This window comes from uncultured Clostridium sp., from assembly GCF_910588715.1.
Lineage (GTDB): Bacteria > Bacillota > Clostridia > Clostridiales > Clostridiaceae > Clostridium.
This window is the reverse complement of sequence record NZ_CAJURG010000001.1, coordinates 329,132-355,859: the sequence shown is the minus strand read 5'-3', so window position 1 is coordinate 355,859 and position 26,728 is coordinate 329,132. Positions and strand designations below refer to the sequence as shown.

28 protein-coding genes are annotated in these 26,728 nt (G+C 24.9%); 25 read left to right on the top strand and 3 right to left on the bottom strand.

Features of this window, described 5'->3' with window-relative positions; all coding sequences use genetic code 11:
- Window positions 1-108 precede the first annotated feature (108 nt).
- The 8 genes from cax to QZ321_RS01740 all read left to right on the top strand — a co-directional run bounded on the left by cax (window position 109) and on the right by QZ321_RS01740 (window position 7,206).
- Complete coding sequence (gene cax / locus QZ321_RS01775; RefSeq protein ID WP_291749214.1) at window positions 109-1,152, top strand: calcium/proton exchanger; 1,044 nt, start codon at window positions 109-111, stop codon at window positions 1,150-1,152.
- 40 nt (window positions 1,153-1,192) lie between these two features.
- Window positions 1,193-2,356, top strand: a complete 1,164-nt coding sequence (locus QZ321_RS01770; protein WP_291744463.1) for an SAM-dependent methyltransferase — start codon at window positions 1,193-1,195, stop codon at window positions 2,354-2,356.
- Window positions 2,357-2,482: 126 nt separating this feature from the next.
- Window positions 2,483-3,868, top strand: a complete 1,386-nt coding sequence (locus QZ321_RS01765; protein WP_291749217.1) for a L,D-transpeptidase family protein — start codon at window positions 2,483-2,485, stop codon at window positions 3,866-3,868.
- A gap of 109 nt (window positions 3,869-3,977) precedes the next feature.
- On the top strand, window positions 3,978-4,130 hold the full coding sequence (locus tag QZ321_RS01760; protein ID WP_291749220.1) for a hypothetical protein: 153 nt from the start codon (window positions 3,978-3,980) through the stop codon (window positions 4,128-4,130).
- Between the two features lie 6 nt (window positions 4,131-4,136).
- Window positions 4,137-4,409, top strand: a complete 273-nt coding sequence (locus tag QZ321_RS01755) for a hypothetical protein (RefSeq protein WP_291744382.1) — start codon at window positions 4,137-4,139, stop codon at window positions 4,407-4,409.
- Between the two features lie 114 nt (window positions 4,410-4,523).
- Window positions 4,524-5,354, top strand: a complete 831-nt coding sequence (locus tag QZ321_RS01750; protein WP_291744384.1) for a deoxyribonuclease IV — start codon at window positions 4,524-4,526, stop codon at window positions 5,352-5,354.
- A 179-nt stretch (window positions 5,355-5,533) separates the two neighbouring features.
- Entirely contained in the window at window positions 5,534-6,034 is a 501-nt protein-coding gene (locus tag QZ321_RS01745; protein WP_291744386.1) for a hypothetical protein, read from the top strand.
- Between the two features lie 182 nt (window positions 6,035-6,216).
- A complete protein-coding gene (locus QZ321_RS01740; RefSeq protein WP_291749222.1) occupies window positions 6,217-7,206 on the top strand; it encodes a hypothetical protein in 990 nt (329 codons plus the stop codon).
- Between the two features lie 19 nt (window positions 7,207-7,225).
- Here QZ321_RS01740 and QZ321_RS01735 read toward each other — a convergent pair whose 3' ends face one another.
- On the bottom strand, window positions 7,226-7,648 hold the full coding sequence (locus tag QZ321_RS01735; RefSeq protein ID WP_291749225.1) for a hypothetical protein: 423 nt from the start codon (window positions 7,646-7,648) through the stop codon (window positions 7,226-7,228).
- Between the two features lie 131 nt (window positions 7,649-7,779).
- On the opposite strand from QZ321_RS01735, the gene QZ321_RS01730 reads away from it, so the two are divergent.
- Window positions 7,780-8,379: a hypothetical protein gene (locus tag QZ321_RS01730; RefSeq protein ID WP_291749228.1), complete on the top strand. Its 600-nt coding sequence runs from the start codon at window positions 7,780-7,782 to the stop codon at window positions 8,377-8,379.
- Window positions 8,380-8,465: 86 nt separating this feature from the next.
- On the opposite strand, the gene QZ321_RS01725 is transcribed toward QZ321_RS01730, so the two are convergent.
- Window positions 8,466-8,855 (bottom strand): PadR family transcriptional regulator, encoded by a 390-nt coding sequence (locus tag QZ321_RS01725; protein ID WP_291744236.1) that lies wholly within the window; start codon window positions 8,853-8,855, stop codon window positions 8,466-8,468.
- A 150-nt stretch (window positions 8,856-9,005) separates the two neighbouring features.
- Between QZ321_RS01725 and QZ321_RS01720 the strand changes: the two genes are divergently transcribed.
- From QZ321_RS01720 to QZ321_RS01675, 10 genes are all read left to right on the top strand, one after another.
- Window positions 9,006-9,215 (top strand): ground-like protein, encoded by a 210-nt coding sequence (locus QZ321_RS01720; RefSeq protein WP_291749230.1) that lies wholly within the window; start codon window positions 9,006-9,008, stop codon window positions 9,213-9,215.
- Window positions 9,216-9,335: 120 nt separating this feature from the next.
- The gene (locus QZ321_RS01715) at window positions 9,336-10,013 is read left to right on the top strand and encodes a hypothetical protein (RefSeq protein WP_291749235.1); all 678 of its coding nucleotides are present in this window, start codon (window positions 9,336-9,338) and stop codon (window positions 10,011-10,013) included.
- Between the two features lie 34 nt (window positions 10,014-10,047).
- Complete coding sequence (locus tag QZ321_RS01710) at window positions 10,048-10,809, top strand: ATP-dependent Clp protease proteolytic subunit (protein ID WP_291749238.1); 762 nt, start codon at window positions 10,048-10,050, stop codon at window positions 10,807-10,809.
- A 46-nt stretch (window positions 10,810-10,855) separates the two neighbouring features.
- Window positions 10,856-13,288, top strand: a complete 2,433-nt coding sequence (locus QZ321_RS01705) for a DNA translocase FtsK (protein ID WP_294196040.1) — start codon at window positions 10,856-10,858, stop codon at window positions 13,286-13,288.
- A gap of 76 nt (window positions 13,289-13,364) precedes the next feature.
- Entirely contained in the window at window positions 13,365-14,702 is a 1,338-nt protein-coding gene (gene rimO / locus QZ321_RS01700; protein ID WP_291749245.1) for a 30S ribosomal protein S12 methylthiotransferase RimO, read from the top strand.
- Entirely contained in the window at window positions 14,686-15,273 is a 588-nt protein-coding gene (gene pgsA / locus QZ321_RS01695) for a CDP-diacylglycerol--glycerol-3-phosphate 3-phosphatidyltransferase (protein WP_291743218.1), read from the top strand. Before rimO ends, pgsA begins: the two co-directional genes overlap by 17 nt.
- A 167-nt stretch (window positions 15,274-15,440) precedes the next feature.
- Window positions 15,441-16,484, top strand: coding sequence for a recombinase RecA (recA, locus tag QZ321_RS01690; RefSeq protein ID WP_291749247.1), 1,044 nt, complete (start codon window positions 15,441-15,443; stop codon window positions 16,482-16,484).
- 254 nt (window positions 16,485-16,738) lie between these two features.
- Window positions 16,739-18,274, top strand: a complete 1,536-nt coding sequence (rny, locus tag QZ321_RS01685; protein ID WP_291743230.1) for a ribonuclease Y — start codon at window positions 16,739-16,741, stop codon at window positions 18,272-18,274.
- Between the two features lie 163 nt (window positions 18,275-18,437).
- The gene (locus QZ321_RS01680) at window positions 18,438-18,698 is read left to right on the top strand and encodes a stage V sporulation protein S (RefSeq protein ID WP_291743225.1); all 261 of its coding nucleotides are present in this window, start codon (window positions 18,438-18,440) and stop codon (window positions 18,696-18,698) included.
- Window positions 18,699-18,819: 121 nt separating this feature from the next.
- Window positions 18,820-19,080: an HPr family phosphocarrier protein gene (locus QZ321_RS01675; protein WP_195469199.1), complete on the top strand. Its 261-nt coding sequence runs from the start codon at window positions 18,820-18,822 to the stop codon at window positions 19,078-19,080.
- Window positions 19,081-19,227: 147 nt separating this feature from the next.
- Here QZ321_RS01675 and QZ321_RS01670 read toward each other — a convergent pair whose 3' ends face one another.
- The gene (locus QZ321_RS01670) at window positions 19,228-19,440 is read right to left on the bottom strand and encodes a DUF378 domain-containing protein (protein WP_291749250.1); all 213 of its coding nucleotides are present in this window, start codon (window positions 19,438-19,440) and stop codon (window positions 19,228-19,230) included.
- A 139-nt stretch (window positions 19,441-19,579) separates the two neighbouring features.
- Here QZ321_RS01670 and purB point away from each other — a divergent pair, with 139 nt between their 5' ends.
- The 6 genes from purB to QZ321_RS01640 all read left to right on the top strand — a co-directional run bounded on the left by purB (window position 19,580) and on the right by QZ321_RS01640 (window position 26,676).
- Window positions 19,580-21,010 (top strand): adenylosuccinate lyase, encoded by a 1,431-nt coding sequence (gene purB / locus QZ321_RS01665; protein ID WP_291749253.1) that lies wholly within the window; start codon window positions 19,580-19,582, stop codon window positions 21,008-21,010.
- 137 nt (window positions 21,011-21,147) lie between these two features.
- Complete coding sequence (locus tag QZ321_RS01660) at window positions 21,148-22,977, top strand: hypothetical protein (RefSeq protein WP_291749255.1); 1,830 nt, start codon at window positions 21,148-21,150, stop codon at window positions 22,975-22,977.
- 116 nt (window positions 22,978-23,093) lie between these two features.
- Window positions 23,094-25,019: an ABC-F family ATP-binding cassette domain-containing protein gene (locus tag QZ321_RS01655; RefSeq protein WP_291749258.1), complete on the top strand. Its 1,926-nt coding sequence runs from the start codon at window positions 23,094-23,096 to the stop codon at window positions 25,017-25,019.
- A gap of 70 nt (window positions 25,020-25,089) precedes the next feature.
- Window positions 25,090-25,701, top strand: a complete 612-nt coding sequence (locus QZ321_RS01650) for an acetate uptake transporter (protein ID WP_291743975.1) — start codon at window positions 25,090-25,092, stop codon at window positions 25,699-25,701.
- Window positions 25,702-25,822: 121 nt separating this feature from the next.
- Window positions 25,823-26,011, top strand: coding sequence for a hypothetical protein (locus tag QZ321_RS01645; protein ID WP_291749261.1), 189 nt, complete (start codon window positions 25,823-25,825; stop codon window positions 26,009-26,011).
- A 131-nt stretch (window positions 26,012-26,142) separates the two neighbouring features.
- On the top strand, window positions 26,143-26,676 hold the full coding sequence (locus tag QZ321_RS01640; RefSeq protein ID WP_291749263.1) for a hypothetical protein: 534 nt from the start codon (window positions 26,143-26,145) through the stop codon (window positions 26,674-26,676).
- Window positions 26,677-26,728 lie beyond the last annotated feature (52 nt).

The following is a 26,728-nucleotide window of genomic DNA, read 5'->3' as shown; positions in this document are numbered from 1 at the left end:
TAAATAATAAAAAGCTATTTGTAATTTTATAAATAGTTTTTTTATAATAATATTTTAGCTTAATGGGAAAAATACTACAGATATTTATATGAATTGGATGTGGTATATATGAAAATTCTAAAATATATGTTGATTTTTATTCCAATCAGCATAGTAGGAAAATTTATGAACTTTTCTCCAGCAATTATGTTTATTTTAGCAGCATTATCAATTATTCCTCTTGCAGGATTAATGGGGGAAGGTACAGAGGAAATATCCTTTTATTCAGGCCCTAAAATTGGAGGATTTTTAAATGCAACCTTTGGAAATGCAACAGAATTAATAATATCATTTTTTGCATTAAAGGAAGGTTTATTTGAAGTTGTTAAATCTTCCATTGCAGGTTCAATAATAGGAAATATTTTATTAGTATTAGGTGCTAGTATGTTAATGGGTGGCCTTAAACATAAAAGTCAAAAATTTAATAAAAATATAGTGGAAGTAACATCTAGTATGTTGTTGTTTGCAGTAATAGGGTTATCTATACCTGCAGTATTTACCCATACATTTTCTACCAATTTATTAAATACTAAATATGAAGGTTTAAGTATTGTAGTAGCAGTTATAATGTTTATATTATATATATTTAGTTTGATATTTTCATTCTTTACACATAAGGAATTATATGCAGTTAATTATGAAGAAGAGGGAACTGCAAAATGGTCATTAAAAAAATCTATAATAATATTAATAATTGCTACTATCTTTATTGCAATTGAAAGTGAATTTTTAGTAGGTGGAGTAGAAGGAATAACAAGTAAGCTAGGTTTAAGCGAAGCATTTGTTGGTATTATATTAATTCCTGTTATAGGAAATGCAGCTGAGCATACTACTGCTATTGCAATGGCATTAAAAAATAAGATGGATGTTGCAATTGAAATAGCAATAGGGTCAAGTTTACAAATAATATTATTTGTGGCTCCAATACTTGTTTTTTTAAGTTTAATGTTTATACCTATGAGTATAATATTTAATCAATTTGAATTAATTGCTCTTATTGTTTCAGTTTTAATAGCTAATAAGGTTGCTAGTGATGGTGAGTCTAATTGGTTAGAAGGAGCACAATTAGTTGCTGTATATTTGATAATTGCAGCAGGTTTCTTTATAATATAAATTAAAATAAGATTTATATTATAATAATAAGGTGGATTAAATGGAAGAGTTAAGAAAAGTATTAAATGAAGTATTTAACGACGAAATAATTAAAGCAGTTATAAGTAATAAAGCTAATAAAGAAGTTAAATATAATAAAATTGTAATTAATATTAAAGAAACAAATAAGGGTAAGTTTTATCAACTAGAAAAATTTACTGATAAACAAGTTTTTCATGAAAATATAAAGGTTGAAAATATTAGTGATAAAATATATGAATGTTTAAATGAAAATTATAAGCAACTTTCTGCATGGTCATGTAATTTTACATATGATATGAAAATATCAAAAAAAGGAAAAATATTTTTAGGTAAAAAGAAATGTGATAATTCTAAAAATATTAATAAAGGACATAATAAAGAAAAAAATTATATATTAAAGGAAGGTATGATAATTGAACCTCTTATAGATTTAGGTGTGTTCACTAAAGAGGGGAAAATTGTTAATTCCAAGTACGATAAGTATAAACAAATAAATAGATTTATTGAAATAATTGATGATGAAATTAGAAAAAATAATTATAATGATTTAACAATATTAGATTTTGGATGTGGAAAGTCTTATTTAACATTTGTATTGTATTACTATTTTGTTAAGATAAAAAATATAAATGTTAAAATGATAGGATTAGATTTAAAGGAAGATGTAATTAAAAAATGTAATGAAATAGCACAAAGATATAACTATGAAAATTTACATTTTGAGTTAGGAGATATTAACGGATTTAAATATAATAATAAAGTTGATATGGTAATAACATTACATGCTTGTGATACTGCAACTGATTACGCATTATATAATGCTGTTAAGTGGAACAGTAATATGATTTTTTCAGTTCCATGTTGTCAACATGAATTTAATTCTCAAATAAAAACTAATGATTTATCAATATTAACTAAGTATGGTATAGTACAGGAAAGAATATCAGCTTTAATGACAGATAGTGTAAGAGCTAACTTATTAGAATGTGCTGGATATAAGACTCAATTATTAGAGTTTATAGATATTTCACATTCACCAAAAAATATATTAATTAGAGCTTCAAAATCTAATATATCAAAAGAAAAGAGAGAAAAGTCTTTCGAAGAAGTTAATAGCTTAATTAAAACATTTAATTTTAATCCTACACTTTATAACTTATTAAAAAATGATAATTTAATTTAACTTTTTAAATAATAACGAAATAAGTAAATTTTTCGTTATTATTTTTTTATTTGTTTTAAAATATAAAATAATTACATAACAATAAAATGTACAAGTACTTTATAAATATTATGGGGGATGATTATATTGGTTAATAATAAAAAAAATAGTATAGTTTTTATTATAATTACTGTTTCTTTTTCTTTATTAATAATGTATTTTTTAATTTCTATTTATTTTAATAATCATTTTTTTATAGGAACATATATAAATGGAGTGAATATATCATTTAAGACAGTAGCTGAAGCAAATGAAAAGCTGTTAGACAAGTCTAATAATTATATTTTAGAAATTAAGGAAAGAGATAATGTAATAGAATATATATATGGAGATAAAATTAATTTTGAATATAAAGGAGCAGATAAAATTAGTGAATTAAAGAAAAAACAAAATTGTTTTTTCTGGTTTAAAGCTATTTTTACTAAAAGTATATATAATATAGATAATTTTTATTCTTATGAAAAGAGTTTGCTTGATAATGAATTTAATAATCTTTTATGTTTTGCAAAAGAGAATATTATTGAACCTTTAGATGCTTGTTTTCACTATAACGGAACTGAATATGAAATAATTGAAGAAGTTGAAGGAAATAAGGTTAATAAAGATTATTTATATGCTTATATATTAAATTCTATTTTAAGAGGATTAGAAAGTATTGATTTAGAAGAAATAAATGCTTATGAACATCCAGATTTTACTTCAGATAGTAAAAAAGTTATAGAAGCTAAAAATGAATTAAATAAGTATGTATCTACTACAGTATATTATAATTTTGATGATGAAATAGAAATTTTAGATGGGAATATTATTAATGAATGGTTAGAGGTAGATCAGCTTATGAATATTGTATTTAATAAAAAAAGAATAAAAGAATATTTAAATAATTTAAGTATTAAATATGATACATATGGCAAAAATCGTATTTTTAAAACTACAACCAGAAAAAATGTAGAAATAATTGGCGGAAATTATGGATGGAAAATTGATAAGAGTAAAGAGTTTGATGAATTACTTAAAAATATAAAAGGTGGAGAAATTATAGAAAGAGAACCATTATATATTCAAAGGGCATTAGGGAGTAGAAAAAATGATATTGGTAATACTTATGTAGAAATAAATTTGACTAATCAATATTTGTGGTTTTATAAAAATGGAGAAGTATTAACTCAAGGTGATATTGTAACTGGAAATATTAGTAGAGGAAATGCAACACCTCAAGGAACTTATATATTAAACTATAAACAAAAAAATGCAACACTAAAGGGTGCAGGATATAGTTCTGACGTTAAATATTGGATGCCGTTTAATTGCAATATAGGAATACATGATGCAAAGTGGAGAGGATCTTTTGGTGGGAAAATATATAAGACAGATGGTAGTCATGGATGTGTTAATGTACCTGAATATTTGGCAAAAAAAATCTATGAAAATATAGAGCCAGGAACCCCTATTATTTGCTATAAGGAAGATTAGAATAGGGATTATTAAATAATAACTTAATTTTTAAATTCTATTATTTTTGTAATATTTTATTATTTTTATAATAAAATATTACAAAAATAAATTATAGGGGTGAATATTTATGAGAAATAGAAAAGAAACTATAATTTTAAAATTATCAAAATATAATGAAAGAAAAATTAGAAATAAAGCTATAATAAATAATAAGAGTGTAAATGAATATATAAAAAAGATATGTATATATGATCCTTGGATAACAAAGTATGGAGATTAAAATATTATGAATAGTATAGATTTAAATATATTACATAAGTTATTTATTGTTTTTTATATTTTTATTATAATTTATGGATTATATTTAGATATTAAAGAAAAAAATAAAATGGAAAAAAGAATAAAGGAAAAGGTGAATAATAAATATAGAACAAAAATATTATTAGAAATAGATGAAGATGAAAAATATATGCTTAAAAATTTAACGTATGATTATGGATATAACTCTATTGAAGAATTTATAGTTAATATACTTAATGAAGAAATTATAAAAGAATAAATTATTTAATAATAATTATTATTTATTGATAGTAGTATTGTTTTATAGTATATTAAAATTATTAAAATTAAAATTTTGATTAATTAATAATTATATAATATTGGAGGACTAAAGATGTTAAACATAGGATGTCACTTGTCTACTTCTAAGGGATTTAAGAATATGGGAAAGGAAGCTTTATCTATTGGAGCAAATACTTTTCAATTTTTCACACGTAATCCTAGAGGTGGCAAGGCAAAGGATATAGATGAAAAAGATATAAATGAACTTTTAAAAATAATGAAAGAAAATAATTTTGCTAAAATATTAGCACATGCTCCATATACTTTAAATGGATGCTCAGCAGATGAAAATACAAGAAAGTTTGCAACTGAGATGATGGCTGATGACTTAGTTAGGATGGAATATTTACCTAATAATTTATATAATTTTCATCCAGGTAGTCATGTTAAACAAGGTGTTGATGTAGGAATAGATTATATCGTAGAAATGTTAAATAAAGTATTAAAACCTGAACAAACAACTACTGTATTACTAGAAACAATGGCAGGAAAAGGCACAGAAATAGGAAGAAGCTTTGAGGAAATAGCAAAGATTATTGATAGAGTAGAATTGAATGATCATTTAGGTGTATGTTTAGATACATGCCATGTTTATGATGCTGGATATGATATACTAAACAATTTAGATAATGTTTTAGAAGAATTTGACAAAATAATAGGATTAGATAGATTAAAAGCAATACATCTAAATGATAGCAAAAATCCTTTTAATAGTCACAAAGATAGACATGAAAAAATAGGGGAAGGCAGTTTAGGTCTTGAAGGAATAAGCAAAATAATAAATCATCCAAAGCTTAGACACTTACCATTTTTCTTAGAAACTCCTAATGAATTAGATGGATATAAAGCTGAAATAGAATTATTAAGAAAACAATATAAATAATAAAAAATGAAGGTATTATCTATGATAAAGTTAGATATATACCTTCATTTTTTTATAAATTTATAATCTTAGAGAATAATAATATTAAATAATAAAAAGGGCTAAAATAATATTAAAATATTATTTTATTTTTTTAATAATATAAATATAATAAAAAATGAAATTTTAGAGGTGGTTTTATGAGAGAAAATTCTGGAAAAGAAAGTAAAGCTATTAAGGTTCTATTTCAAAAGTTAATAGATGATAATTATAAACAAAAGGAATATAGAGATATTTATATAGTTGATATACTTCCTAGAAAAGTTGTTAATATAGATAAATATAGTGATTTTGAAAATATAATTTTAAAAAATAATAGTTATAATGTTTTAAATAAATTTGTATTATCAATGAGTAAATTATATCTTTATGATAGTCATATTTTAAAATTAGTACATGATGAGGAAGAAAACTTATCTTTTGAACCATATAATAATGACTTAAATAGATTTATAGATGATGTAATTTATAATTTATCTGTACCAAAAAAGAGAATGGATATTATATTTAATGATCTAAAAATAGGAATAGAAATAACTTCATGGTGTATTAAAGTTATGGATTTTGGTTGTATAGATTTAAGGTTTGTTATGGATATGTTTAAATCTGAAGGTCTTTTTATAAGAAGACCAATTATATAGATAAATTTATTATTGAATTGTAAAAACTGCACACATTTAAAAATGTGTGCAGTTTTTATTTAAAGAAAATTTAATAAAAAATATATAAAATTAATTATAAATATGATATTATATTTTATGGTTAACATAAAAATAACTTAGTTAACTATGGTTAACTAAGTTGAAAATGAAAGGGTTAAAATATGAAAGATACAGAAGTTATAATAAATAATAAAGAAAAACTTTTTGATAATAAACTTGAGAGAAATGAATCTTTTACGGATGAGAAAGAAAAAATAGAAACTAAGGGATTAAAATTAAAAAAATCTACAAAAGAAAGATTAAATTTACTTCAATCTAGTTTTGATGATGCAGAAAGTATGATATTAGCTTTATTAAATCAATATGAAGTTTTTAAAATTGAAGGTAATGAAAAATTTGCTGATAGAAAAGGTGAGATAGATAGGTTTAATTATCTTATAGAATCTATAAAAGAATGTTTTATAAATTCTTTGGAAATGGCTACATATATTGAAGATAAATGTAATGATAAAATAAAAAAAGAATTAAAGAAAAAAGATAGAATTATATCTTTATTACAAGATGAAAACAATTCTTTAAATAAAAAAATAGAAGAAAGAAATTTTGAATTTAAAGATAAAATTAAAGAATTAACTGAAACAAAAGAAAGTTTTACTAGAGTTAACTTAGCATTAACTACAGTTGAAAAAGAATTAAGTGAAAAGGCTAAAATTATAGAAAATTTACAAATTCATATATCATCGCTTTCTGATTTATCTAAGGAAAACAAATCTATAAAGAAAGAAAATAATGAACTAGAAAGACAAGTTAAGATTTTAGAAAATAAGTTAACTGAAAATAAAATAGATTCACAAAAATTTGAATATTTAAAATTGGAAAATGAAAGATATCTATCTGAAGTTTGTGAACTGAGAAATGAAAAAAATGAGTATAAATTATATGCTAATGAGCTTAATTGTAAAATACAAGATATTTTGCTTGATAAGTCTAATGAAATAACTAAAATCAATAATGAAAAAAATCAATTGCTAAAAACTATTGAGGAAAAAAATAAAAAGGATTTAACAGAGTCAAATAATATTATTAATAAATTAAAGGATGAATTATATGAATTAAAATTAACTTTAGGAAATAATATTAAAACTAAATAAAAAATACTAAGGGTAACCCTTAGTATTTTTTATTTACTATACTAGAAACTCTAAATTCCCCATTGTCTAAAACTCTTAGAAATAATTTAAATTGTGATTTATCTAATGTGCTTTCGATATTTAATACATTTTTATAAGGTGATAATGGAATTAATAGTTTATCGTCATTTGTATCTATAAAAATAGATCCTTCATAATCTGTAAAATAAGAACAAAGTGGATTTAAATCTATACTGATTATATTAGGATATTCCTTTGTAAATGGACATATAAATTCTTCTCTATTTTTAATGTTTTTAATTATTATTGTTGAAATGTTAAAATTATTATAATCAATTGGTGAAAAATAAAGAAGAAGTTTATTATTATTTTTAATACAATTTTCTAAAAAAACCTTTTTTATATATGATGATTTAATATAATTATTCATGATAAACGACAATATATTTTACTCCTTAATTTTTTTTATTAATAAATATATTATGCAAAAGTTAAAAAATAGACATAAAATTTATATTTTATTTAATAATGATAAATAATATTATTAGAATATTATTATAAGGAGTGAGTTTTTTGCCTATTGCACTAGTTACTGCTTTAATATCTGCTGGAGGATTAATACTAGGTTCAGTAATTGGGGCTATTTGTAGCTGGTTTATAAATAAGTTTTCATTACATGAACAAACGAGGCTACAAAAAGAAAACCTAAACTATCAGCATCAATGTAAGTGCCAAGAGAAATTTATTAATGCAAATATTATTAGATTAGATTTTTGTAATGCAATTTATCAAAGTGTTAGGTATTTGCAAAAAGAAGAAAAATATAGTTTTTATAGTTCTATACCTATTTATAAAGACTATCATAAAATAGTTGCATCTTTATGTAGTGAATACTCTTTAAAGGAACTAAGCTATATTTATCAATTATATGGGGTTTTAGAAGAATGTTCTAAAATAGTTGAATTTTATTGGAATGGTAAATCTGAAAATATAATAATTAGAAATTCTTATAGAAATGTATTAGAAAAAATTTATGGGGAGAATTATCCTAAAATTTTATCTCAAAATATTGATAACGTTAGTTATAAAGAATTGTATAATGACCCTTTAATGAAAGAGGGGTATAGAAAAATTCTTAATTCATTAGATGAAATTTGTAATATGGAAAATTAAAAACATATACTGTATCATTTTTTTGCTATTGATTGTATCATGATACAGTATATATTTTAAAATATTAATATTAAATTTTTATGTTTTTATCTTAGCATTTCTATCATTAAGTCGAGTGTATTTTTAGTCTTTTTTAAATTATCTATATAATCTGCTATATGATGTTTATAGTAGTATATACCTTCATCTGTAATAGAATAGATTTTTTTGCTTCGTTTATTTAGAAAATCATCGCCTGTCCATTTACTTATGACATATCCTTTACTTTCAAGATCATATAAAGTTTCATATATTGTGCTTGATGATACTGGAAAAGGAAGGTTTGAACTTTTAAACACATCTCTAAATGCTTCTAATACTTTATTTCCGAATATAACTTCTCCTTTTGATAGCTCTTTTAATATATAAAATGAATATAACATCTTTGTATTTACTACATTTCTAGGGGCTATAAGCCTATTGCGGTTGGTATTCATATTTAATCACTCCTTAGATTACCATATATGATTATAATAACAAAAATTATAAAAAATGTCTAATTACAAAGAATATCTTTATATTGGTGAACATAAAAAAGTAAGATTGAATACTATATATTAAAGTACCAAAGATAGGAGATGGGAAACATGTCAAAGAAATGTTGTTGTAGAAGAAACAATTGCTGTAGAAATAATTGTTGTTGTACTTGCTGTAATCCTTGTAACACTTGCAATCCTTGTTGCAATAGTTGTTGTGGATATGGTGGCTATGGTAATTGCGGTGGTTTTGGCGGCTACGGCGGTGGCTGGTGGTGGATAATTATATTATTATTTTTCTTCGGCGGCGGTTGCTGGTAATTTATAGCTTAGTGTACCAAAAAGTGTATTAAATTTTTGGTACACTTTTTTATTATAAATAAATTTATTTATTTATTTTGGAGAAACTATTTTAGAAAGAAACTCTAGAGGTGTTGTTAAATGGGAAAAAATATATTTTTATTTAAATTAATATTAACATTATTAATAGCTTTAAATTGTAATGTAGTATATGCAGAACCAAATGAAATTAAGCAAGATACTGAAGAAGATAAAAGTGAGCCATATAAAACATTGGAAGAGTTGAAAAAAGAATTAAAGGAAGAAAGGAGACAAATAGACCAACAAAGATTAGAGGAGATTAAAAAAAAGGAAGAAGAAAAGAAACAAGAATTAGGTGAAAGTGACAACATAAAGAAAAACAGCAATGATGAAAATAAAAAAAACGAAGTAAAGAATAATAAAGAAAACGACCTAATACCATCATTAATTGTTAGATTAAGAGGAAAGCATTCTACTAAATATTTATGTTCTTATCATTTTATTTTAAATAGTGATAATAGTGAAAGCGAGCTTGATAAAACTATTTATGATGATTATAAAATCCTCTTGAAAAAGAATTCTTTAAAAGTTAGAGGAGGAGAAGTTATAAATTTTGAATTTAGTGAAAATCCTACTAAAATTAGAGCATACATTTGGGATGATGAAATTAAGGAATTAGAAATTAATAGGGGAACTATAAAAGTTCCGCAGTTAGATAAAAAAATAGTAGTAGGAGTTGAAGGTACATATAAAAATGGGAAAATATTATACGCTGTAGTTTTAGATATTAGAGGCTAAATTAATTAAAAATAATATATGGAGGAAAAGGATTATGGATATAGAAAAGTATTCTGATCAAGGATTAAAATGTGGGATTATTAATGAAGAAAAAAAATCAGAGGAAATTAAAGATGAAAATGTAAGTAAGGAAGAAGAAAAAGTTTCTGAAATAAAGGAGTTAGGTACTACTAATATGAGTGGTCCAAGTCAAAGTATTCAGATATTACCTATAATAGGGCAAGTTGAGGGACATGTGGTTTTACCACCACAAACTAAGTCTACAAAATATGAACATATAATACCGCAATTAATTTCTATGGAGCAAAATGATAAAGTAAAGGGAATATTAATTGTATTAAACACTGTTGGAGGAGATGTTGAAGCTGGATTGGCTATAGCTGAAATGATATGTTCTTTATCAAAGCCAACAGTTTCAATTGTAATTGGTGGAGGACATTCCATAGGAGTTCCTTTAGCAACCTCTGCTGATTATTCATTTATTAGTCCATCAGCAACAATGATTGTTCATCCAGTTAGAATGAATGGATTTGTAATTGGTGTAGCGCAAACTTTCCATTATTTTAAAAAGATGCAAGAACGTATAAATAATTTTATAGTTAGAACATCTAAAATAGATAAAGATGAATTAGAGAGAATGATGTTAAAGTCAGATGAATTATTAAATGATATGGGAACTATTTTAATTGGAGAACAAGCTGTAGAATGCGGATTAATAGATAGTGTAGGTGGAATAAAAGATGCTTTAGATAAATTAGATGAACTTATAAAAAATAATGAAAATATAAATGAATAAAATAAAAAAGAAATTCCTGTAAGGGAGTTTCTTTTTTATTTAAAATATGTTTAAAATATTTATAAGCTATAATATAATAAATTTGCTAAAAATGATGTTTTTAAATAGAGGTGATTTAATGGGAAAAAGGAGACAAAAAAACAATTCAAAAAAGAAGCTCAAAGATGTTGATGAGAAGAAAGGAGATGTTAAATCGATACTTTATATATCTATAGGATTATTATTAGCTTTTTCAACTTATACAGACTTAGCTGGAATTTTATCAGTAATATCTAGAAAAACACTATATAATATGTTTGGAATTATATCTTATCTTGTTCCTATATATCTTATTTATTTTGGTATAGATACAATAAGATCAAAAGGAACAATAAAATATTCAAAAAAATTCTTTAGTATAACATTAATTGCTATAGTTATTTGGCTATTTTGTAGCACTATGTTAATTCAATTTGTAAGTGGCTCTGTATATAATGATTATAATTTTTTTGAAATGATAAAAAAGATTCATTTTTCAGATAATTATTCTATTCATGGTGGATTCTTTGGATTTCTTATTGCTTATCCATTATCAAAATTAATAGGTTATATAGGAAGTTATATATTATATAGTACTTTATTTTTAATAGGAATGATTTTATTTATGGATTTAACTCTATATGATATATATATAAAAGGTAAAAATATCATAAATTCTTTTATAGGTAGTAATTCTTATAAAAAAGAAATTAAAAAGAATAATTTAAAAAGGAAAAAAGAAAAAAGTATTAAAGATGATAATATTGAAGTTATAGTTTCTGATTTAAATAATGAAAGTGAAGAAGAGGAATTTGCAAAAGATATAACTAGCAAAATACAAATAATGGACTTTTCTAAAAACTCAGACTTTCAGGAAACAACTCCTCTTCAAAAAATTAATTTAGATGATATGGATAAAAGTATCAATAGTAATTTAAAAACAAATAGTAAAAATTTATCTTTTAAAGATAAGGAGTTTTTTAATAAAGAAATAGAATACTCAATAAATGAAGTAGAACAAGAAAATAAAAAGGAATATTTATTTCCTACTATGAATTTACTAAACATAAATTCTAAGTTGAAATTGAAAAATGAAGATAAAAAAGATTTAATTGAAAGTGCAGATAAACTAGTTGAGACACTTTCTGATTTTGGAGTAGAAGCTAAAGTGATACAAGTAACTAAAGGTCCTTCAGTTACAAGATTTGAATTACAACCAAGTCCTGGGGTAAAAGTATCAAAAATAGTTAATTTACAAGATGATATAGCATTAGGGTTAGCAGCAAATGGGGTTAGAATGGAAGCTCCTATTCCAGGAAAGGCTGCTATAGGTATTGAAGTTCCAAATAAAAAACAATTACCTGTTTTTTTAAGAGAGGTTCTTGATTCTAAAGAATTTACAAATACCAATAAAAACTTAGCTTTTGCTTTAGGAAAAGATATAACAGGAAAATGTATAGTTGGAGACCTAAGTAAAATGCCACATATGTTAATTGCAGGGGCAACAGGATCAGGAAAGTCTGTTTGTATAAACACTCTTATAATAAGTTTGTTATATAAGTATTCTCCAGATCAAGTTAAACTTCTTATGGTAGATCCTAAAGTGGTTGAATTAAGTGTTTATAACGGAATACCACATCTATTAATCCCGGTTGTAACAGACCCTAAAAAGGCAGCTGGAGCTCTTAATTGGGCTGTTAATGAAATGAATAAACGATATAATTTATTTTCTCAAATGAAGGTTAAAAATATAGAATCATATAATAATCTTCTAAAAAAAGGACAAATAAAAGAGAAATTACCTTATATAGTAGTAATTGTAGATGAACTTGCAGATTTAATGATGGCTTGCCCAAATGATGTAGAAGATTATATTTGTAGATTAGCTCAAATGGCAAGAGCTGCAGGAATGCATTTAATTATAGCTACTCAAAGGCCATCTGTGGATGTTATAACAGGTGTAATAAAAGCTAATATACCTTCAAGAATTTCTTTTGCTGTTTCTTCTGGAACTGATTCAAGAACTATATTAGATCAAGTTGGTGCTGAAAAGCTTCTTGGTAGAGGGGATATGCTTTATTATCCTCTAGGTGAAAACAAGCCAATTAGAATTCAAGGAGCATTTATTTCAGAGGAAGAAGTTGAAAATGTAGTTGAATTTATAAAAAAATCAGATGAGCGCATTGATTATTCAGAAGAAATATTAAATCATATAAATAATGATTCTATTAACGAAAACCAATTAGATAATGAATGTGATGAATTATTAGAAGAAGCTATAAAATTAGTTATTGAATATCAACAAGCTTCAACTTCGTTTATACAAAGAAAATTAAGAGTTGGCTTTAATAGAGCATCTAGAATAATGGATGAATTAGAAGAACGTGGTATAATTTCTCAAAGAGATGGAAGCAAGCCAAGACAAGTGTTAGTTGAAAAAGGAAATGTGTATAATAGCTAATAATATAAAATACTTGTAAATATAATATAGTTAAATTACAATAAATATTATTATTTGAACTTAGGAGGAAATTATTTTGAAAAAATATAAAGTTGGAATGGTCAGCTTAGGATGCGATAAAAATAGAGTTGATTCAGAATTAATATTAGGATCAATAAATAAACATTATGAAATAACTAATGATGCAAAAGAAGCTGATATAATAATTGTTAATACCTGTGGATTTATAGAAAGCGCTAAACAAGAATCTATTGATACAATTTTAGAAATGGCAGAATATAAAAATAAATATAATTGCAAAATGCTAATTGCAACAGGGTGTTTAACTCAAAGATATGGAGATGAATTATTAGATTTAATTCCAGAAATAGATATATTAATGGGTGTTAATGATTATATGAAATTACACAAATTAATATTAGACTTTATAAAAGATCATAAAAGAATTTCATCAACTAACTATAGTGATGAAGGAATTAATGAAGGAATTAGATTATTAACGACTAAACAACACACTGCATACGTTAGAATTGCAGAAGGTTGTAACAATTTTTGTACTTATTGTATAATCCCTAAAATTAGAGGTAAATTTAGAAGCAGATTAGAAAAAAATATTTTAGATGAAGTAAATATGCTTGCAAAAAATGGAGTTAAAGAAATAATTTTAATTGCTCAAGATTTAACTGACTATGGAGTAGATATTTATGGTAAAAGAATGCTTCATGATTTAATATCTAAAATATCTGAAATAGAAAATATTGAATGGATAAGATTATTGTATTGTTATCCAGAAGAAATTACAGATGAACTAATTGAGGAAATTGCTAAAAATAAAAAAGTTGTTAAATACTTAGACTTACCAATTCAACATATAAGTAGTGATGTTTTAAAGAAAATGGGAAGAAGAACAAATAAAGAAGATATCATTAATAAAATTAATACTTTAAGAAATAAAATTGAAGGAATTGCCTTAAGAACCTCTTTAATTGTTGGTTTTCCAGGAGAAACTGAAGAAAATTTTAATGAGTTAGAAAGCTTTTTAAAAGATTATAAGCTTGAGAATGTTGGAGTATTTTCATATTCACAAGAAGAAGATACACCAGCTGCTAAAATGGATAATCAAATTGATGAAGATATTAAAGCTAAACGACAAAAGAAGCTTATGGAAATTCAAAGAAAAGTAGTTAAAGATCAAAATAAATTGAAAATAGGAAAAATTTATGATACTATTATAGATGGTAATAATAGTGATTATTACATTGGAAGAAGTTATGAAATGGCTCCTGAAATTGATGGTCTTATTTATATAAAAAAAGAAAAACCTTTAAATTTAGGTGATATAGTAAAAGTTAAGATTAGCGATATTATGGAGTACGATTTAATGGGAGAGGTTTTAGATGAATTTAGCAAATAAATTAACTATGATTAGGATACTTTTAGTACCTGTCTTCCTATTATTTATAACAGTAAAAAATATTCCGTATGGATCTATAATAGCAACTGTTATATTTATAATAGCATCAATAACTGATCAATTAGATGGATATATTGCTAGAAGTAGAAATCAAATAACTAATTTTGGGAAATTTATGGACCCATTAGCTGATAAATTATTAGTTACAGCAGCATTAGTTTCATTAGTTGAACTTAAATTAGTAGCAAGTTGGGCTGTAGTAGTTATTTTAGCGAGAGAATTTGCAGTCTCAGGATTAAGAACATTAGCAGCCTCTAATGGAAAAATTATTGCTGCTAGTTGGTGGGGAAAAATTAAAACAGTAACACAAATGGTAGCAATATTATTATTATTATTGAAAGTTAATATTTATACATCTGTAGATGCAATAAATTTTGTAGATAATAATTTATTTTTAAATTCCTTCTTTACTTATGTACCTGAAATTATAATGTATATAGCTGTTTTAATAACAATAATCTCAGGAATTGATTACTTTATAAAAAATAAACATGTAATTTCTATGAATTAAGTGTTTAATTATAGTTTAAATGGATATAATTTTAAAAAAAGGTTCCTTCTATATTTTATAGTAGGAACTTTTAATATATAAAAATATAATAAATATTGACTATAAATTAAATATAAATTATAATTTACTCATACAAGAACAAATGTTCGTGAAAGGATGGTTATTATATGGCAAACATAGATGAAAATAAATTAAAAGCAATTGAAAATGCGATGAGTCAAATTGAAAAGCAGTTTGGTAAGGGATCTATAATGAAGTTAGGTGAACATAGTACTTTAAATGTAGATTCAATTTCAACTGGGTGTCTTGATTTAGATATAGCTTTAGGGATAGGTGGAGTTCCTAGAGGAAGAATAATAGAAATTTATGGACCTGAAAGCTCTGGTAAAACAACAGTTGCATTACATGTAGCTGCAGAAGCTCAAAAATTAGGTGGAGCAGTAGCATTTGTTGATGCAGAACATGCTCTAGATCCAAGTTATGCAAGAAACTTAGGGGTAGATACAGAAAATCTTATAGTATCTCAACCGGATACAGGAGAACAAGGCTTAGAAATTGCAGAAGCTTTAGTTAGATCAGGAGCTATAGATGTTCTTGTGGTCGATTCAGTTGCAGCACTAGTTCCTAGAGCTGAAATAGAAGGTGAAATGGGAGATTCCCATGTTGGATTACAAGCAAGATTAATGTCTCAAGCCTTAAGAAAATTAACAGGTACAATTAATAAATCTAAGTGTGTAGTTATTTTTATAAATCAATTAAGAGAAAAAGTTGGAGTTATGTTTGGAAATCCAGAAACTACTACTGGAGGAAGAGCTCTTAAATTCTATTCAAGTATTAGAATGGATGTAAGAAGAATAGATTCAATAAAACAAGGTGATGAAATTATTGGTAATAGAACAAGAGTTAAAATAATGAAAAATAAAGTAGCTCCTCCATTTAAACAAGCTGAATTTGATATAATGTATAATGAGGGGATTTCTAGAACAGGAAATATTGTAGATGTTGGTGTTAAAGAAAATATTGTTCAAAAGAGCGGTGCTTGGTTCTCATATGGAGATATAAGATTAGGACAAGGAAGAGAAAATGCAAAGCAATATTTAAGAGATAACCCAGAGGTTGCATTAGAAATTGAAAATAAAATAAGATTAAAATATGAACTTCCACTAATGGAAGATAAAAATAAAAAAAAGGATAAAAAAGAAAGTAAGTAATGAAATAAAATTAGGAATATTACAAATAAGTAAATCTTATAGTGATATTTCTAATTTTATTTTTTTATTTATTTTAATTAAATCACTATGTGCATGACAAGTAACATTCTTGACATAATCTTTTTTTTAAGTTAGAATAATAACAAATACTGGTTTATCATATTCATAGGAACAGTGAGAATAATATGACACCTAAATGCTTTCTATTAAAATATAAATAGAGATTTATGTAAGGAGGTGTTAGTTTGAATAATATATTAACAATGGTATTAGTTGATATTTTATTATTAGGAATATTCGGATTTATTGTATATAAAGCCGTACAAAAGGCCACGCAAAAAAAGGTTTCATTTTTAGAAAAAGAAGCAAATGATTTAGTAGAAAAAGCTAAAAGAGAAGCGGAAGCAACTAAAAAAGAATCTATTTTAGAGGCTAAAGAAGAGGTTCACAAACTAAGAAATGATTTAGACAGAGATTCTCGTGAGAGAAGAAATGAAATTCAAAGGCTTGAAAGAAGACTTTTACAAAGAGAAGAGTCTTTAGACAAAAAGAGTGATCTTTTAGAAAAGAAAGAGGAAACTATCAATAAAAGAATGCAAGAAGTTGATCAAGTTGAAGAAAATATTCAGCAGTTATATGTAAAAAGAAGAGAAGAGTTAGAGAGAATTTCAAATTTAACAACAGAAGAAGCTAAAGAAATTCTTCTAGGAGAAGTTAAAAAAGAAGTTTCTCACGATGCTGCTTTACTTATTAAAGAAATTGAATCAAAAGCTAAAGAAGAAGCTGATAAAAAATCTAGAGAAATTATAACTACTGCAATACAAAGATGTGCAGCTGATCATGTATCTGAATCAACAGTTCATGTAGTTGCATTACCAAATGATGAAATGAAAGGCAGAATTATTGGAAGAGAAGGTAGAAATATAAGAACACTCGAAACATTAACAGGAGTAGACTTAATAATTGATGATACTCCAGAAGCGGTTATTTTATCTAGTTTCGATCCTATAAGAAGAGAAGTAGCTAGAATAGCACTTGAAAAATTAATTGTAGATGGAAGAATACATCCAGCTAGAATTGAAGAAATGGTTGAAAGAGCCAAAAAAGATGTTGAAAATGATATTAAAGAAGAAGGAGAACAAGCGACTTTAGAAACAGGTGTACATGGTTTACATCCTGAAATTATAAAGCTTTTAGGAAGGCTTAAGTATAGAACTAGCTATGGTCAAAATGTTTTAAAACATTCAATAGAAGTTGCATACTTAGCTAGTGTAATGGCTTCAGAATTAGGTCTTGATGTTAATTTAGCTAAGAGAGCTGGATTATTACATGATATTGGTAAAGCTATAGATCAAGAACAAGAAGGGCCTCATGCTCTAATTGGTGGAGACTTTGCTAAAAAGTATCATGAATCACCTTTAGTTGTTAATGCTATTGCAGCTCATCACGGTGATGTTGAAATGATGTCTTTAGAGGCTATTTTAGTTCAAGCAGCTGATGCAATATCAGCAGCTAGACCGGGTGCAAGAAGAGAAACATTAGAAGCTTATATTAAAAGATTAGAGAAACTTGAAGAAATTGCAAATTCTTATGAGGGCGTAGATAAGTCATATGCCATTCAAGCTGGGAGAGAAATTAGGATAATGGTTAAACCAGAACAATTAGATGATGCTGGTTCTATTGAACTAGCTCGTAATTTAGCTAAAAGCGTTGAAGAACAATTAGAATATCCAGGTCAAATTAAAATCAATGTAATAAGAGAAATAAGGGCTGTGGATTTTGCTAAATAATAAATTAAAAGAACATATTTTTATAAGTAAGATATGTTCTTTTAATTTTAATTTTTTTAAATGAAAAGAAGGAATTAGAATTATTTTGTAGAATATATAATTGTATAAGTAGTTTTTTTTACTACTATATGTAAACGGTTTTAAATCAGGAGGGAAAATATAAATGGAAGTATTAAAAGTATCAACAAAATCTAATCCAAATTCAGTTGCTGGTGCATTAGCAGCAATAATTAAAGAAAAAAGCATTGTAGAAGTACAAGCTGTTGGAGCAGGGGCAATAAATCAAGCTGTAAAAGCAGTTGCAATTGCAAGAGGATTTGTAGCGCCAACAGGAAGAGATATAGTATGCGTACCAGCATTTACTGATATTGAAATTGATGGTGAAGAAAGAACTGCAATAAAGTTAATTGTTCAACCTAGATAAATATAAATAAAAAATAATTAACTTTATATTTAAGGAAATTTTAGTATTGAAATTATTTTAAATACAGTATATAATGTAATCGTTAGATATATAATATATTATATGTAAAGAGGTGTGTTTAATGGTATCTAAAGAAGTAATAGTGAACAACGGAACTGGTTTACACGCAAGACCAGCGACTTTATTAGTTAAAAAGGCTTCATCTTTTAAATCAGATGTAAGCATTGAATTTAACGGAAAAAAAGCTAATGTTAAGAGTTTAATTGGTGTTTTATCATTAGGAGTTACTAAAGGAGCTAACATTACAGTAACAGCTACTGGTGATGATGAAACTTTAGCAGCAGAAGAAATAGCTAAATTAATCGAAACTTTAGAAGACTAAAATAAAAAAGTGCTTTATGCACTTTTTTTATTTTAGTTATATTTTTATGTATTTAAACTCCAAAGCCTAAAGGCGAGGAGTTCTTGAGTATATATCTAAAGATATAAGTTTCACTTTTCCTCAAGATTTTCACTACCTAAAGTTTTATCAATTTTTTAATATATCACATCTAAATATAAGGGAAATTAAATCAATAGCACCTATTAATATTAATATATATATCACTCTAAATATGATAACATTATTACCTACTAAAGATGCTATAACATTAGTAGTGAAAAGACCTATAGCACCACAATTAATTGCACCAAGTAAAACAAGAACAGCAGATAATTTGTCAAAAAAGTTTAATTTACACATTTTAAATCCTCCATATTTATACTATTCATATAAAATAATATGAAAAATTTTTTTTAAATATAACTAACAAAATAAATAAAAATATGATATAATACGAATTATGTTATGTTAATTATAAAAAATATTCGGAGGTATTAAAATGACAAATATATATAATTCCCCATTAAATTCAAGATATGCATCAAAGGAAATGAGTTATATATTTTCAGATGATATGAAGTTTTCTACTTGGAGAAAGCTTTGGTTAGCTTTAGCTGAAGGAGAAAAGGAATTAGGATTAAATATTACAGATGAGCAAATAAGTGAATTAAAATCTAATATAGATAATATAAATTATGAAGAAGCAATAAAAAGAGAAAAAGAAGTAAGACATGATGTTATGAGCCACGTTTATGCATATGGATTACAATGTCCTAATGCAAAGGGAATAATACATTTAGGGGCTACTAGTTGTTATGTTGGAGATAATACAGATATAATAATAATGAGAGATGCTTTATTATTAATAAAGAAAAAAATAATAACAGTATTATATCATCTTTCTAATTTTGCTATTAAATATAAAGATATGCCTACCTTAGGGTTTACACATTTTCAACCAGCACAATTAACTACAGTTGGTAAAAGAGCATCTTTATGGATGCAAGACCTAGTATTAGATGTAGAAAATATAGACTTTTTATTATCAAAGCTTAAATTAAGGGGAGTAAAAGGAACAACAGGAACACAAGCTAGTTTTATGAACTTATTTGAGGATGATGAAAGTAAAGTTAAAGCTTTAGATACATATGTTGCTAAGAAAATGGGATTTGATAAAAGCTATGGAGTTACTGGGCAAACTTATCCTAGAAAAGTTGATTCAATAGTATTAAATACATTATCAGAAATAGCTCAAAGTGCTTATAAGTTTAGTAATGATTTAAGGTTATTACAAAGTATGAAAGAAATGGAGGAACCATTTGAAAAACATCAAATAGGATCTTCAGCAATGGCATATAAGAGAAATCCTATGAGAAGCGAAAGAATGGGAGCTTTAGCAAGAATGGTAATTGTAAATTCGCTAAATCCTGCAATAACGGCTTCAACTCAATGGTTTGAAAGAACTCTTGATGATTCTGCTAATAAGAGAATATCAGTTGCAGAATCATTTTTAGCCTTAGATGGAGTATTAAATTTATATATTAATATATCAGAAAATATGGTTGTATACGAAAAAGTAATTGCTAGTCATGTTAATAATGAATTACCGTTTATGGCTACTGAAAATATAATTATGGAATCAGTTAAAAAAGGTGGAGATAGACAGGAATTACATGAAAGAGTGAGAGTACATTCAATGGATGCAGCACAAAGAGTTAAAGGTGAAGGATTAAATAATGATTTAATTGACAGAATTATTTCTGATGATTATTTTAATTTAAGTGAAGATGAAATTAAATCTATTATAAATCCAAATAAATTTATAGGAAGAGCTCCAAGTCAAGTTGTTGAATTTATAGAAGAGTATGTTAATCCTATTATAAATGACAATAAAGATGCTTTAAATATAAAAAGTGAAATTAATGTTTAGTTATTAATAAAGCTCGTTTTAGGCGTAAATTTTACGCTTAAAACGAGCTTTTATATTAAATTAAAAATCTTAATTGTAATGTAAACCTAATAAAACTCATATCTTATATTAATAAATAATATAAGGAGAATAGTGTAATGAATAGTATTTATAAATTTATGTTAAATAATAAAGCTTTTGATGATATTATCGAAAACTTAATAAATAGAAATAAAATTTTAATAATAAAAAATGATAGTAAACTTCATGATTTCATTGAATATTTTAATGATTTTATTATAAATAAATTTGATGAAAATATTTTTCTTGAAACTATTGATAATATTAAAGAAGAATATAATGATGAATTAGATATTAAAAAAATTAAGGTTTTAAGAAGACAAATAAATAATGATACAAAAAATATTATAAAAACATTTTCTGTATTTAACACAAAGAATAAAAATTACTCATTAAATGATTTATACTTAATTACCGATAAAAGTATTGAATTTAAGGATAAAGAATTTGAGTATTATTCTATATTAAGTAAATCTCCATTATTTTTAGAAGATAATAGCTTAAATATAATTTTAGAAGTGGATAAATTGATAAAGAATAATTATGTAAATTGTTTTATTAAATATAATAAATTTCAAAACAATAAAAAATTCAAAATAATAAAAAATAATATTGATAGAAAAGATATTGATATTATTATAAATAAATTAAGCACTATTTTAAACAATACTTTTGCTTTTATACCACCTATTTATTTTAATGAATATACACGCGACTTTAAAAGTGGAAATTTTTATTACAAGAATTATACTAATGATGAAATTAACGAATTAGTTAAAAATATTAATTATGAACATAATAAGGATATTATTAATAAAGCTGAAAGCTTTAAATGGTATAAATGTATTGGAATTAAAAAATATAAAGATATGATAAGTAATAAAAACATGTTATATGAAGAATATAATGAGAAGGAAAAAATAATATATAATCAGTTTATAGAGAATATAGAGAATTTAACTATGTTCTCCCAATCATTTTCTTTTTTAAATAGGGTTTATAAAGAAAATGTTTTAGAAGAAATAAATAATAAAATTATAAATGAAGATGAATTGTATAATTATATAAAATATATAAAAGAAACTTTAGTTATATATAGGGATTATTTAGAAGTAGAAGATAAAATAAAAATATTAAATGATACCCAAAGAGAAATTTTAAATTATGTTTACGAAAATTTAAGTAATAAAAATGATTTAAAAGATTTATTAAAATTTATACCTAAGTATTATTGTTATAGAAGGATAGAACTCATAGAGAATAATGAAGGTGGTGTAATAAATTCTTATAATAAAATATATGAAAAAATATATAGATTAAATGAATCATTAAAGTCTTATTATAATATTTTATTAAAGGTTTTAACAGGAATTAGAAATAAAGAAATTAATTTATTTATTAATAAAAATAATATAGATTTAAATAAATTAGATGTTGATAGTTTAATTAATGAAAGATATAGTAAAGTTAATATAAATTTTTTATTGAACCTTTTTCCAATAATGATTATAGATAAAAAAGAATATATGGAAAATAGAGAAAAGTTAGATGAGATATTTGATTTGATAGTTGATGAATCAGATTTAACTAATAAATTATATAATAGTAGGATTAACAATAAGAATTGTAGTGAAAATTTAGATAAAAGCATATATAAGATGCTTAATAATTTAGGGTATGCAGTTTTTCAAAAGGAAGATGATATTTCAATTATATATTTTGAACCTGGAAGCTTTGAAAATAAAATTATATATTTAAATAATAATGATTTTTTTGATTGTAATGAGTTGATTAAAATAATAAATTTAATTAATTTAGGATATAAAATTATTTTTGTTTGGTATAGAAATTGGTGGTTAAATAAAAATGAAGAAATTCAAAGAATACACAAGGTATTAAATGAATAAATTAATTTTAATGACATCTATTATAGATGTCATTAATTTTTAAGTAAATTTGAATTGAATTAATAATATATGATAAAATTAATTAATCAAATCTTACAAAAGTAAAGGAGAAGAAAATGAATTTATTAAATGTTGAAAATATTTATAAAACTTATAGTGAAAAAGTATTATTACATAATGTATCTTTTGGTATCAATGAAGGAGATAAAATTGGGATTATTGGACTTAATGGAAGTGGAAAGTCTACTTTATTAAAAATAATTACTGGAGTAGATGAATTTTTTGACGGGAAGATAACTAAAGGGAAAGGGGTAAGGATAGAGTATTTAGAACAAAATTCTAAATTTGATTCTGATGCAACTGTAATTCAACAAATATTTAAAAGTAATTCTATTGAAATGAAATTGTTAATGGAGTATGAAGAGCTTATAAAAAAGATAAGTAATAATGATTTTAATGAAGAGGATAATAATAAATTAATTAAGATTCAAGAAAAGATAGATACTTTAAATTTATGGAACTTGGAAAGTGAAGTAAAAACAATATTAAATAAGCTAGGAATAACAGATTATTCTGCTAAAATGGGACGCTTATCTGGTGGTCAAAGAAAAAGAGTATTTTTAGCTTCTGCCTTAATTAAACCTTGTGAGTTATTAGTTTTAGATGAACCTACAAATCATTTAGATTCAAATTCTATTGAATGGTTAGAAGAATATTTAAACAGTCGTAAGGGAGCTTTATTAATGATTACGCATGATAGATATTTCTTAGACAGAGTATCTAATAAGATATTAGAATTAGATAGAGGGAATATATATCAATATTTAGGTAACTATAGTGAGTTTTTAGAAAAGAAAGCTGAAAGATTAGATGTAGAATCTAAAGCTGAGGAGAAGAGGCAAAAGTTAATTATAAAAGAGTTAAAATGGGTTAAAAGAGGAGCTAAGGCAAGAACTACAAAACAAAAAGCTAGACTTCAAAGGTTTGAGGATTTAGTTAACCAAGAATATATATCACCAAATCAAGGTATAGAAATGCAATTTATAGGAACTAGATTAGGAAAGAAAATAATAGAATTACATAATATAAGTAAAAGCTATAGTGAAAAAAATCTTATAAATAACTTTAATTATAATATTTTAAAAGAGGATAGAATTGGGATAATAGGGCATAATGGAGTAGGGAAAACTACATTATTAAATATAATAAAAGGTTCGATAAATCCTGATAATGGTTATATAGAAATTGGAGATACTGTTAAAATATCTACCTTTGCACAAGATGATTCTAGCATGGATTTATCTATGAAGGCTATAGATTATATAAAAGATGGTGGAGAGTGGATACCTACTGAAGATGGAAATAAAATAAGTGCATCTCAATTGGCTGAAAGATTTTTATTTGATGGAACAATGCAATATACTATGATTGAAAAATTATCAGGTGGTGAAAGAAGAAGATTGCATTTATTAAGAGTTTTAATGTCTGCTCCTAATGTTCTTATATTAGATGAACCAACAAATGATCTTGATATAGAAACTTTAAAAATTTTAGAAGATTTTATTGATGAATTTGTGGGTGTTGTAATAGTTGTTTCCCATGATAGATATTTTTTAGATAGAATATGTAATAAGATTTTTTCTTTTGAAGATAATGGATTAATTAATATTTATAATGGAAATTATAGTGATTATTTAATAAATAAAGAAATAAAGTTTTTAAAAGAAAAAATGGAGCAAGATTTTAAAATAGAAAATATTAAGAAAAAAGAATATATTAAAAATAAGGATGAAAGACCAAAGTTTTCATTTAAGGAGCAAAAAGAATTTGAAACTATTTATAATGATATTGAAGTTATAGAAATGAAAATATGTGAAATAGAAGAGGAAATGAATAAAAATTCAAGTAATTATGGATTGTTAAATCAATTAGATCAAGAAAAATTAAATTTAGAAGAAGAATTACTATTAAAGTATGAACGTCAGGAATATTTAGAAGGGATAGCTAAAAAGATAGAGGAATATAATAGCAATAAATCATAAAATATTGACAATATATTAAGTTTCTGATAATCTTGATTAGGTCATAATAAACGTTATTTAGGAGGAAAATATGGAAAACACACAAAAGGTAAAGATTGTTACTGCTGATCCGTCAGCATTAGGATTATTTGGACTAGCTCTAATAACATTAGTTGCTTCATCTCAAAAGTTAGGATTAACATCAGGAGTATCTTTAGTTTTACCATGGGCAATATTCTTAGGAGCTACAGCTCAATTATTTGCATGTATAAATGATTTTAAGCATGATAATACTTTTGGAGCTACAGCGTTTGGAGCATATGCATTCTTTTGGTATTCAATGGGATTTACATGGTTAATTCAAAATGGAGTTTTTGGAGAAAAATTAGCTCAAGCTACAGATACTAAACAATTAGGATTTGCTTTCTTAGGTTATTTAATATTCACTTTATTTATGACAATAGGAGCTATGGAAACTCATAAAGTATTATTTATAATATTTGTTTTAATTGATTTCTTATTTATAGGATTATCATTAAACTCTTTTGGTATAGTACCAGAAGTTTCACATAAATTAGCTGCATGGTCAGAGTTATTAATTGCAATAATGTCGTTCTATGGTTCAGCAGCTGCAGTATTGAATAAGCATTTTGGAAGAGTATTTATACCAGTTGGAAGACCTTTTGGAATTTTTAAAAAATAAAAATATTATATCTTACATAAAGAGAAGAGGAAAAATATTGAAAAAATTTTCCTCTTCTCTTTATTTTTTTAAAATTATGTTGTATACTAAAATCATAAAGTGTTTACATAAGGAGCAAATGATGAAAATTAAAGTTAATATTAAAGGGCAAAAAGAACCGATAATATATAGTGGTGATCGTATTGATATTCTTGATTTTGAAATGAATGGAGATAAATATAAACAAATACGATACTTTAGAAAGGGATTTTCTAAATCAGAATTGTTAAAAGCTGATTTAGTTATTAAAATATTAGAAATTGAAAAATAAAAAAAGAGGGGATTTTTTTATGGTAAAAGAAAAGGTTATGAAATTGTTGAGAGAAAGTAAAAACAAAAGTAAAATAATGGTAACGGGGGGTAATTGCTCTACTAACTAGTGTTTGTGCAGGAGCTTATGTTATGCAGGGATTAATATCTTCTAATGACGATATAATAGTAGAGAAGAGTAGTAAAGAAGGCGAAAAAGATATTGTTAATAATGAAGTTGCTAGTATTCCAGTAAAAGCTATTGATACAAATGAAAATAATGAAGAGGAAATTGAGTTTAAAGAAAATGTAGCTGAAGATATAGAGATTCCGGAAGGTCATATTTTAGATAAGAATGGTAATATAGTACCTATTATAATAATTGATGAGGAAGATATTCCTGTAGTTAATCCTAGTGATTATATTAAGGATGATAATGTAGGTAGTGGAAATAATAATTCTAGTAATTCAAACAATGGGGGTACTGCTGTTAGACCTTCTGAGAGTAAGCCTGTAGAGAATAATCCAGTTCAAAATAAGCCTACTCAAAATAAACCAGTTGAAACGCCTAAGCCACAAGAACCTAGTAAGCCTGTTGAAACTCCTAAACCTCAAGAGCCTAGTAAGCCTGTTGAAACTCCTAAGCCTGAGCATGTTCATAATTGGGTAGCTGTTACAGCAGGTTAAACATGATGAGGTAGGTCATTGGGAAGATGTAGTTGTTAAGGAGGCTTGGACA